Source organism: Myxacorys chilensis, from assembly GCF_059505265.1.
This window is the reverse complement of sequence record NZ_JCACKG010000113.1, coordinates 1-10,423: the sequence shown is the minus strand read 5'-3', so window position 1 is coordinate 10,423 and position 10,423 is coordinate 1. Positions and strand designations below refer to the sequence as shown.

The window sequence follows — 10,423 nt, the reverse complement described above, 5'->3', positions numbered from 1 at the left end:
TTCGCCAATCAGTTGGACAAGGTTTTTCCCCTACTACAATGAAACAGCCCTGCCCGCCGCACGCAGGGCTGTTTCAAAGTCAAAGTAGAAAAATTAAACTAAGCCGTGTTGTGACTTGACTTCACTCCCATGAGCTTGATCGAACACCTGCAACGCATCCCAGAGTTTCGCGCCGCTCGAGGTCAACGCCATGAGCTATGGCTGGTTTTGCTGCTGATTATTCTGGGTGCCATGATGGGGTACTGGGGTTATCGCCCGTTAGCCGAGTTCGTCGCAATTTATGGGCAAGAAGTCTCTCAGAAACTGGAACTCGCACCTGGCACAAAACTCCCTTCGTACTCGACGTTTCGCCGTGTCATGCAACAGCTGGATTATCAGGTTCTGGCGACTGTGTTTACTGACTGGGCACAGGTACAACACAAGGTAGACATAGGCGAGTGGTTTGCTTGTGATGGTAAAAGCATCAAAGGTAGCGTGACTGATTACAACCAAGCCGAACAGAACTTTGTCAGTTTGGTGTCGTTGTTCTCTCATCAACGTGGCGTCGTGCAAGCAGTCATGCCAATGGAGCAAAAACGAATGAGTGAACAGGACGTGGTGCGAGTGCTGCTGGATGCTGTCGGATTTTGTGGGATTGGCGTCACGTTGGACGCATTACACTGTCAAAAAAACACTGCACCAGCTTGTTAAGCAAGGCAATGACTATCTGGTCTGTGTCAAAGCCAATCAAGGGCGATTGTACCGAGGCATTGCTCAACAATCGAAGACGCAACAACCCCTGAGTTGCTATCAAGAACAGGAACAAGGACATGGACGGAGCACGACATGGAAAGTCAGCGTGTTTGATGGCGTGACCGCTTTTGGGCATGAGTGGCCAGGTATCCAAAGCGCGATTGTGGTGCAACGACACGGCTATCGAGATGGAAAACCGTTTGACGAGCGGCAGTCCTACATTAGCAGTGTCGCTGCTCATGCCGAGAAGTTTCATCGCATCATTCGCGGGCATTGGTGCATCGAGAATCGATTGCATTGGGTCAAAGACGTGACGTTTAACGAAGACAATGCGCTGCAAAGAGGCAGGAATGCAACTGCGAACTGGTCAGTGGTCCGCAACTTCTTCATTCACTTTGCTCGCATGTTGGGGGTTACTTCGATGGCGGCTGCCAAACGGCAATTCGCCAATCAACTGGACAAGGTTTTTCCCCTTCTACAATGAAACAGCCCTGCCCGCCGCACGAGGTCACTAATAGATTTTGAGGGTGGATACTCGATGTGCATGTGTACATGATCCTTACTCACCACCCCCTTAAGAATCTTCACGTCCTCAGCATCACAAATCTGGATGATCAATTCTCGACACCGCTTCTGGATCTCACCCTTAAGTACTGGATATCGATATTTCGTCACCCAGACGAGATGGGCAGTTAAGCGAGTGACGGTATGACTGCCTCGACGTTGATCGCTCATGATGGTTTTTCTTTACAAACCTATCGTGCTCTCCTGTTGCAGCTATCGGGAGGTGTGTAGCAACTAAAGTCTCCCACTAAAGTGGGTAGTTTCGACTAGCGTGCTGAGACAATGAACCACAGAAGGTTGTGTCGCAAAAATGGTAGGGTAGGAAAGCCCAATTTTCTCTAGCTTCGCTTTAAATGACGACTGATTCCCTGTTTAAATGGCACCACTTTCTCCCTGAAATCATCTTGCTGAACGTGCGGTGGTATTGTCGCTATTCTTTGAGCTACCGGGACTTGGAAGAAATGAAGACAGAGCGCGGAGTCGCAGTGGATCATTCGTCGATTAATCGTTGGGTTTTGAAATTTGCCCCAGAACTCGATAAACGGATTCGACCGTTCTTGAATCCGACAAATGGCTCATGGAGAGTGGACGAAACGTACATCGAAGTGAAAGGCGAGTGGAAATATCTTTACCGAGCCGTGGATTCGGAGGGGAACACCCTGGACTTTATACTGAGTGCGAAGCGAGATGGAAAGGCTGCTGCCCGCTTTTTTCGCAAAGTGTTGAGAGCAAAGCACACTCAAACGCCACGAGTGATTACTGTGGATAAAAATGCTGCTTATCCGGTTGCAGTCGATGAGTTGAAGCAAGATCAGACATTGAAAGCCGAGACCGAATTGCGGCAGCGCAAATATTTGAACAACATCAACTATGAAGCCGTGAACGTGTCAAATAAGTTTGTGGCTTGTAGTCTTGCAGCAGTTCCTAATTTCTTTCATTACAAATCATTCATCTTGCTCTTCAAGATGATATTTTCATTACCTATAACATTTTTTTGTATCTGAACGTGTGTCAAAGTAAATTTAATCAACTATCCGAGTTGTCGATGCAGTTCGTGCTTTTTCCACATTGTCTCAAGAGTTTTTACAAAGGTGCATGGCTTATTCGTCGAGGCAATTATGTTTCAAATTAGATGTTAGTTTCAAGCTCATGCTTCATCATCTTACTTTGACTTCATTCTCTCATTCTGTTTTATGCTTCTGTAACCGGTTGAGCAAGCTCTGGTTTCCACGGCTCGTTGTGTAACAACATCGCCCAACACCGCATTAACAACTTCCGAGCTACCGCTACAATCGCTGTTTTCTTCCGTGTCTTCTGTCCGCCACAAATTCGGGCATACGTCGCCGCTGCCCACTCGTTGTACCGCAACATTGCCCATGCCACCTCCACTAATGCCGTTCGCAATAATCGTGATCCTCGTTTGGTAATCTTGCCCAATCGATTCGTTTGTCCTGATTGATGTTGTTGTGGAATCAATCCTCCATACGCTGCTACTTGTCGTACATTTCCAAATCGCTTTGGCTCATCCAGACAAGTCACGATCACCTCCGCGGTTCTGCGTCCTACCCCTGGAATTGTCTGTAATAGTTGCACCCGCTCTTCCTGCTTTGCTAATGCTTCCAACTGCTGCTCAATTGAGGCAAGGTGCTCCCACAATTGATCCAGCATCGTTAACTCCAGGTCTAATTCTCCACGCCACAAGTTGTTCATATCACAATCCGTCAATGATCGTCGGTGTTGGCTCAATTCTTCAATTCCCTGCACGGTCCAAGCCCGATGCCCTTGCGGCATCTTCACCCCTTGCTGGTCGAACAAGGCTCGGATCGTATTCTGCACTCGATTAATCCGTCCAACCACCACCTTACGGTACTTCACGAAGTGTCGATACTGACGAGCCTCTGGTGCAGGCACATACACTGAATTAATCTGCTTGAGGGCTGCCAATTTTGCCAGCTTCAGGGCATCATCTTTGTCGGTTTTACGTTTGACGTTTTTCCAACGCCATGCGTCCTGAGACGAGTCCGCTACTAACACTTCATAGCCCTGCTTGACACACAGATCATGCACCCATCCTGTAATTGAGCAAGTTTCTACCACGACGAGTTGGGGACACATCCGCTTGAGCAAATCCTCAAACTCGATGCGATAGGTTTTGATCGTTTCAAACTCCGTCGTATTGGTTTCGGTATTGAACAGACAGGACACACAGTTAAATTTTCCTAAGTCGTTGCCTTCAGCACAGCGAAGCTGCCCGCTAGAATCTTCATGTTATTCTCCAAGAAGTGAGAGGGTAAGGTTTGGTTGTCTCTACTCTCTCACGGCTTACATAGATTCTTTGAGCAAGACCATCGCAACGTGAAGCGCATTGTCAAACCAATGATGGGATTTCAATCATTCAACACAGCACGAAGAACATTACGCGGGGTAGAGGCAATGGCTATGATTCGCAAAGGACAAGTGAAAGGAATCAGTCGAGGGGACAGTGTATCTCAAGCAGAACTCATTAACGAACTCTTCGGAGTGATGGCTTAAAGCAATACGAACAAGACCAGTTCGTTTGTCACTTAAAATCTTTGCGACACAACCCTTTCGAGCGCTCTGCTATCTTGCTGATGAATGGGGCGAAGGTATTACATACTATTTAATCTCGTCGAATCTGAAACTCTTGAACCCTTGAATTTGTCAGGACTGAGCGATCCTTTCCGCGCTGCTCCGCAGATACCGCAAGGGTCGCCTGCACTTGCCACTGGAGCAATTGCTGTGTTTTTTCATTTAACCAAGATGGGGCGGTATAGCTGGTTTGAGTCGGCGTGAGTAGGGCAGATAGAATGACAGTAGAGTTTTGCTTAATTTCTAGCTTGTATGCGATCGCATCTTTGACTGCTTGCCACTGAAACCGAATCGGCTGTTTGGCAGAGAGTTGAGCATTGTCACTTGGGCTTAAAAGCTGCAAACCTGATAGATCTGAAGTCACAAAGTACCGCAGAACAGGTAACGGAAAGCTAGCTACGCCTCCAGAGTTAACTGTCCCAATTCCAGTTTCAGAATTGCCTTCACGATCGTCCGTTGCTTCAATTCGTAGCAAAATGAGATGCTGTCCTTCAATACCTTTAGGGATCGTGGCTGGATCAGGACCGGGCAGAAAGACGCGACCTGTAGGTGGCACAAAAATGTCAAATCTTTGTAGGGTAGTATATCGACGCTGTAAGGCGCGTTCTTCGATCGGTAAAGAAGCCTCTGTCAGTAAATCGCGATCGCTGGGTAATGGTTCTCCAGGGCGGACGATTTCCCAGCGTCCTTTGAGTCGTCCAGTGCCATTGTAAGCAATGTTAGCTCCGAAGCGTGGCAGGCTACTTCCGGTTGTAATGGCAGGCACATCTTGTCCAGATTCAAATTGTAAACGAACTTCAGTCAGTGCTAGAGGAACTCTTGCTCCACCTCCTGCTAATCGACAAGTCACTGCGACAAACTCATCGGGCGCTCCGGTTCGACTAACAAATCGGCGCACATAAAAGAACTCAGACGAATTCCCTCGCAGTGCATCCTGATAGGCACGACGAGCAACGGACGGAGGGATCGTCATAATGTCCGTAAAGTTATTGGTTCCGCTTCTTCTCGATCGATTACTCCGAGCCGGAAGCTGTCCAAAAATTGTTCCTGAAACGCAAGACTGATCAGCATTGATCGCACCGCACCATAAACCTTCTGCGGGGACTTGATTATTGAGCCCAGCAAAGGTCAGAAAGACTGTCGTTGATCCAAAGGTTCTGACGTTCACTCCTCTCGGACTAACAGTAACTGCTTGAGCGTTAGACGAGAGCACAAGCCAGCCCGAAAAAGTAAGCGCGATGAGTTTGAGCAGTCGGTTCATAGTGTTACTCCTCAGAAACTAAAACTTAAGCCTGCGTTGACTGTTTGAATCGTGGCGTTGGTATCGAGGTCAAAAATGCGATCGCGATTCAAATTCGCTTGTCTACCGTAACGGATAAAAGCACTTGCAGGCATCGTGCGTCCTAGTGCATTAATGTTAAATTGCCACGTCAGAATTGCTTCTAATGTTGTACTACGGCTAAATTTCTGGTTGAATGAATCAAACTCGTTGCTGCGATTGTAGTTCAAGCCTAATGTTAGCTTGGGAAACATTTCCCAGGTAATGCCGATCGTGGGACTACTGGTGAAGCGCGTAATGTCTTCTTCAAAGCTTTTTGCACTAGTAAAGACATAGCCAAGATTAAGGTTGAATCGAGGGTTCGGCTGCCATCCCATTGATATTTGATGGCTGATTGTTTTGAAATCTGCATTTTCTCGACTCAGTTGGCGGTTGTCTTGAAAGGTGTTAGAGAGTTGGTAACTCAGGTTAAATTCTGACATTGACCAGGACACGCCAAACTGTCGAGTGGTTGTGATTTGATCTGGGATTTCAGTCGGATCAAAAGCAGAAAGTTCTGGAATCGGGGTGTTTACTCCAAATTGATGAGTTTTCTGGAAGCTATAAGTCAGAGTGGGTAGGAAATTATTTTGAACATTTAAGACTGTCTGAAGCGGAACATTCACATTGAGTGAAGTATTGCGAGTTCGGGTTTTAAGAACAGTCGGGATATTGGCAAGATTGTCCTCGCTTTGGTTGGATTGGTATTGAACGGTTGCGCCAGCGATCGCGGCATTGATCCCGAATTGCGTTTGTAACCGATCTGCTGTCACACTTGTTCCGACCGTCCCAAATTGTGGATCAACTCGTTCACGTCGGAAATTGAAGGATAAATCGAGTGTACGGGTTGCATCGAGTGGCACTCCTTTGAGCAAATCATAATTTGCTTCGACATACCAAGCATTGCGAGTAACTGGCTCAACTTTCACGACATCAAAATCATTGATCAGTTGAGCATCACTTGATGGATTTGTAAATGTACTGCGTGCGAGTCCAGCATCGAGTTTGAACCGTCCAGAGGCATCATTTGCCAGTAATCGGAAGCCAATTCCACGACTTTCTTCTGCATCTACGACTTCCCCTGCATTAAAATCGCTTACAGGTTGGCGGAGTCCTCGCATGACGGTTGTTTCTAGTCGAATCCCTCCTGCTTGATTTTTTAGAAGTTGCAGCCCAAGCGTTGCGGCTGTGACGGTATTGTTTGAATTGGCGATGCCAAGAATGTCATCGAACCCAACAATGCTAGTGGTACTGAGATGAGCAACGGAGAGATCTAAGCGATCGTTGATGCTCAATTTACTACTCAATCCACGAGTACAGAGACTATTGAGAAGAAATGGATGATTTCCATAGCAAATATGACCGAGTGAGAACTGGGCTGAACCGACTTTGAGATCAATCAAGTAATCACTCAAATCAACTGGAGGAGCGGATTCTCCTAGCTGTCCAAACCGGAGGGCTTCTTGCTGAAATGTGCTGCCTGCTAGATTGATGTTGGTTTGAAGGTTCAGATCCCCGCGTTGATACTGAGCAGAGATCCCGCCAGTAAAAGATAGATCAGCAAAAGTTGGACGGTCTGAGACACCTGCATCAGGACTACGAGCATCGAGAATTTGAGACTTGAAATTGACGCTCAGCTTGGGCGTAATAGTGAGATCACGAGCCTGGGTTGAGAGTTGAGCGGCAGGGGATTCAGTGGGTTGAGGTGTAGGAGTGTTAGGTTGCGGATTGGGAGACTGTGGTGGGGTTGAGGATGGCGGAGGTGACTCTTCTACTTTGATACTAAAGGTGGTAAATTCGCTCCATTGATTTCCAGGTTTTACTATGTAGAATGTAACGGTATGATCGCCCGATGCAATTGGAAACAACGTGGGTTGGTAAACGAATTCAGTTGCGGTCTGCTGAACTTGCGAGGTGATATCGGTTTGATCCAGAAAGATAGCAAGTGTGCCTTCGGTGGGAAGTCGATCGAGCTTGAGTCGGAGAGTTTCTCCAGGACGAACAATTGTAGGAGTTCTTTGAGTGTTGGGTTGTTGGGCAATTGTTGTGGGGACTGTTAGGGATCTGAGTTGAGGCAGTTGGGATTGAGCAAAAACCGGAGAAATGCCCAAACAACTCCAGACCAACAGCCCAAGGCTTCCGCACATGAGCCATTGCATAGAATTCTCCAAGTTGTAGCAAGATTGATTTAGGCGAGTCGGATTAAATTCGGTTGAACTTGCGAGGTAGAGATCGCGCAATGACTCCGTTCAAACACGAATTCGCTGTAATCTGCCAGGTTATCGAATCCGGTTAGATTGAGAGCAAGTTCAGCAATGAGCCAAACGGTAATGTTGATCAGCCTATCTTGACAGTTCCTGTCCATTGCGCTTGTCCTCCCGACGGGTTGGATTGCTATGAATAGAGTCGCAAGCTTGGCGTTGCTGAAGCGTTCCTGGAGCGTCCTCCACTAAACCGAGCAATAAGAGCCGATCGGCTTCTGGAGCAGCAATATCGGTGAAGATAAATAGATGGTCGAATTCATAATTTCAAAATCGATCAAAATTGGCGGTATGAGTGAAAGGCGGCTTCATCATGGAAAGCTGAGAGTGCTGATGGAGTCATCGAAATGGTCTTTGCAAATCGAGCCAGTAGCGGGCATCATCATCAGACCAAATTCGACAGAGCAATTGCTGGCTGGATCGTAGCCTTGCCAGTAGATATTGCCATTGCGATCTCGCTTTTTCCAGAACATGGGTTCCTGACGCGGCTCAAAGGCTGTGGCGATCGCCTGACGAAGTTTACTAAACCAAGATTTATGCTGGGATCGATCGGCGGTTGGTTGGTTGATCGCATGAGTTTCTAGATCGATCTTGTAGCCAGTTCTAGAATTCATGATGTTTGTTACCTGTGGATATCAAGAAAGGGATTTGCGCGAGGCTAGAACTTAGTTTGAGCCAGTCGCCCATAATGTTCGAGATAAAATTCTGGCGAATTGGCGATCGATCGTACCGTTTCCCGCTGGGCTACTGCTGCTTGCCACTCCTGAAGTCGATCTAATCCTGATGGCAACCCAAAGCCTCGAAAATGCTCCAGCACGGCTAATTGCTCGAACCAAGGGTAAAAGGTTAGATCGACCAGACTCAACTCCGTACCCAGCCAATAAGGGGTAATGGTGGGATGTTTACGCAAACCCTCATGCTCCATAAAGAGCAGGTGCTCGCTCAGTTCGATTAATAACGTCGTTGGGTGCGGATCGCGACCGTATAATATTTTTCCGGTAGTAGCGTACAAGCGGGTATCGGCAAAGTTAATCCAAATCCGCGCTCGTGCCCGCTGGATTGGCTCGGTGGGTAACAGTGGCGGATCGGGAAAAGTTTCCTCTAGATATTCATTGATGATCGCCGATTCCCAGACCCGGTTATCGCCATGTTTGAGGACGGGTACTTTGCCATAGGGAGAAATTTCGAGGAAGTTAGCAGGCTTATTTTGGGGGTCGATTTCGATAGATTCAAACCGAACGCCTTTTTCTAACAAAGTTAACCGCACTCGATGGGCAAAAGGACACAGAATTGCACCATAAAATTGAATTTGAGACACAGGGCAGTACCAAACGGATAGACTTCAACCATCGTGCCCTGCGGATCGGAAGCCAAGGCAACATGGCTGGCAAATCGACTTGCTAGTAGGTGGCATTTCCAGAAAAACAGGAAACCGACCTTTGAATAGATTTACGGAATTGGCGCAAAATCGATCGGTTGACCTAGAATTCGATCGATCGATTCTGGTTGCATCGCTTGTAGATATTGAGGTGTAAATTCTGGTGAGAAAAACTCAAGCAAAAAGCGATTCTCGACCCAAAACTCAACCGCACTGAAGGGGTTGCCATTGCCCTGTTTGCGGGTGAGGACGCGCCAGCCCTCTCGCTTGCCAATCTGTTCGATCTGTCGATGTTCGATCGGAACAGAGATAGCGACATGAGCAGAAACAAAATCGGTAGGTGTAGTTTGGCTTACTTTAGCTGCTTCGACATCGGCACCTGGAATCCAGGCATCACCGGATTTAAACACCACAATATGAGTGCCATAGTTGTCAAAAGGCATGACAAGATAACTACCGGGAATGAGAAATTTGTATGCTTTTCCCTTCCAGATTTCTGCAAGCACACCCGCCACCCGCAACGGATCGCGAGCATCGATCGACAGATGATGAATCATGAGATTAACTCCGTTAAACAAGTTATAATTTGCGATAATTGCTCGACCTGAATTTCATAGTCGGCGATCGATTCAGATTACTTTTGGCAGTAAATTTCGATCACCGATTTTTGAAATATTTCATTGACAGAAGATCGTTTAGGGAGCATGTCAGTTCTTTCAGAACAAACTATCCGTTAAATCTAAGTCTTTCAGGATATCTCCCCACATCTCGATCTCAGGCTCAGCTTTAAAGAGTACCTGCGTTCCTACAAAAGTGACCTGCTCCCGATCGTTTGTCCGTCTGGATTAAGAGACATCTAATCGAGAGGCTCGATGATTATTGAGGATCGACGGTAACTTGATACTGGACTTTGTTGGAGTTCAATTCGCGATTCCGAAGGATGACAATATAATTGCCAGCGAGTAGATCTTTACGGGTAAATGAGTGTTGAAAAGATCCAGAACTTTTAGCAATTAATTCACCTGAATCGAGTACGCCATTGTTGTTGAAGTCGCGAACTAGTAACAAATCAGTGCGTCCGCCGTTAGGGGCAATATTGCTTTTACCACTGATATGCAAGGTAGCTTTACCAGTGAGGAGAAATTTCCGGAAATCTTCTAGATCGTTGGTAGCCGTTACATCGCCGTTAATCTGCCGCGATTGACCGAACCGATCGACAGTACCCTCAAATTGCGCGTTGCGGATGCTGTTGTCGCTATCGGCTGTTGCCAAGGCGGGGGCAGCCAAGCCAGTGCAAGTTAATAAGCTGAGTAATGCGAGGTTGAGACTAGATTTGAAGAAAGTCATGATGCTTGTTCCTGTTGTAATTGTGAGTTGGAGGTGGAATTAGCAGTTAAGCCACAATTTGTTTAGACTCAAGCTGTATTGATCGTTCACGTAGCGTTCTCTAGCATTATGCAAAGTCTGACAAAATTAATGTTTTTAGCATTCACAGTAGAATTGCAAAAGTCTGACAAAATTAATGTTTTTAGCATTCACAGTAGAATTGCATCTGACTCA

Annotated in this window: 8 protein-coding genes and 4 pseudogenes; 3 read left to right on the top strand and 9 right to left on the bottom strand. The window is 46.9% G+C overall.

Annotated elements, in window-relative coordinates; all coding sequences use genetic code 11:
- The first annotated feature begins 129 nt into the window (after positions 1-129).
- Positions 130-1,216, top strand: a pseudogene (locus AC5JLB_RS08490) (ISAs1 family transposase).
- An 11-nt stretch (positions 1,217-1,227) separates the two neighbouring features.
- Here AC5JLB_RS08490 and tnpA read toward each other — a convergent pair.
- A pseudogene (gene tnpA, locus AC5JLB_RS08485) lies at positions 1,228-1,467 on the bottom strand (IS200/IS605 family transposase); the annotation flags it as partial.
- 182 nt (positions 1,468-1,649) lie between these two features.
- Between tnpA and AC5JLB_RS08480 the strand changes: the two are divergent.
- Positions 1,650-2,162 (top strand): annotated as a pseudogene (locus AC5JLB_RS08480) (IS6 family transposase); the annotation flags it as partial.
- Between the two features lie 325 nt (positions 2,163-2,487).
- Here AC5JLB_RS08480 and AC5JLB_RS08475 read toward each other — a convergent pair.
- Positions 2,488-3,522, bottom strand: a pseudogene (locus AC5JLB_RS08475) (IS110 family RNA-guided transposase); the annotation flags it as partial.
- A gap of 75 nt (positions 3,523-3,597) precedes the next feature.
- Between AC5JLB_RS08475 and AC5JLB_RS08470 the strand changes: the two are divergent.
- A complete protein-coding gene (locus AC5JLB_RS08470; protein ID WP_495873392.1) occupies positions 3,598-3,828 on the top strand; it encodes a DDE-type integrase/transposase/recombinase in 231 nt (76 codons plus the stop codon).
- A gap of 109 nt (positions 3,829-3,937) precedes the next feature.
- On the opposite strand, the gene AC5JLB_RS08465 is transcribed toward AC5JLB_RS08470, so the two are convergent.
- From AC5JLB_RS08465 to AC5JLB_RS08435, 7 genes are all read right to left on the bottom strand, one after another.
- Positions 3,938-5,167 (bottom strand): hypothetical protein, encoded by a 1,230-nt coding sequence (locus AC5JLB_RS08465; protein ID WP_495873391.1) that lies wholly within the window; start codon positions 5,165-5,167, stop codon positions 3,938-3,940.
- 11 nt (positions 5,168-5,178) lie between these two features.
- Entirely contained in the window at positions 5,179-7,383 is a 2,205-nt protein-coding gene (locus tag AC5JLB_RS08460) for a TonB-dependent receptor (protein ID WP_495873390.1), read from the bottom strand.
- 29 nt (positions 7,384-7,412) lie between these two features.
- The gene (locus AC5JLB_RS08455; protein ID WP_495873389.1) at positions 7,413-7,589 is read right to left on the bottom strand and encodes a hypothetical protein; all 177 of its coding nucleotides are present in this window, start codon (positions 7,587-7,589) and stop codon (positions 7,413-7,415) included.
- A gap of 207 nt (positions 7,590-7,796) precedes the next feature.
- A complete protein-coding gene (locus AC5JLB_RS08450) occupies positions 7,797-8,099 on the bottom strand; it encodes a hypothetical protein (protein WP_495873388.1) in 303 nt (100 codons plus the stop codon).
- Between the two features lie 44 nt (positions 8,100-8,143).
- Complete coding sequence (locus AC5JLB_RS08445) at positions 8,144-8,803, bottom strand: glutathione S-transferase family protein (RefSeq protein ID WP_495873387.1); 660 nt, start codon at positions 8,801-8,803, stop codon at positions 8,144-8,146.
- A gap of 131 nt (positions 8,804-8,934) precedes the next feature.
- Positions 8,935-9,420 (bottom strand): hypothetical protein, encoded by a 486-nt coding sequence (locus AC5JLB_RS08440; protein WP_495873386.1) that lies wholly within the window; start codon positions 9,418-9,420, stop codon positions 8,935-8,937.
- 319 nt (positions 9,421-9,739) lie between these two features.
- Positions 9,740-10,210 carry a hypothetical protein gene (locus AC5JLB_RS08435; protein WP_495873385.1) on the bottom strand — a complete coding sequence of 157 codons (471 nt, stop codon included), beginning with the start codon at positions 10,208-10,210 and terminating at the stop codon, positions 9,740-9,742.
- Positions 10,211-10,423: the final 213 nt, after the last annotated feature.

Coding starts and splice junctions, on each gene's coding strand:
- AC5JLB_RS08460 (WP_495873390.1), bottom strand. CDS start 7,383: ATGCAATGGCTCATGTGCGGAAGCCTTGGGCTGTTGGTCTGGAGTTGT.
- AC5JLB_RS08465 (WP_495873391.1), bottom strand. CDS start 5,167: ATGAACCGACTGCTCAAACTCATCGCGCTTACTTTTTCGGGCTGGCTT.
- AC5JLB_RS08455 (WP_495873389.1), bottom strand. CDS start 7,589: ATGGACAGGAACTGTCAAGATAGGCTGATCAACATTACCGTTTGGCTC.
- AC5JLB_RS08450 (WP_495873388.1), bottom strand. CDS start 8,099: ATGAATTCTAGAACTGGCTACAAGATCGATCTAGAAACTCATGCGATC.
- AC5JLB_RS08435 (WP_495873385.1), bottom strand. CDS start 10,210: ATGACTTTCTTCAAATCTAGTCTCAACCTCGCATTACTCAGCTTATTA.
- AC5JLB_RS08440 (WP_495873386.1), bottom strand. CDS start 9,420: ATGATTCATCATCTGTCGATCGATGCTCGCGATCCGTTGCGGGTGGCG.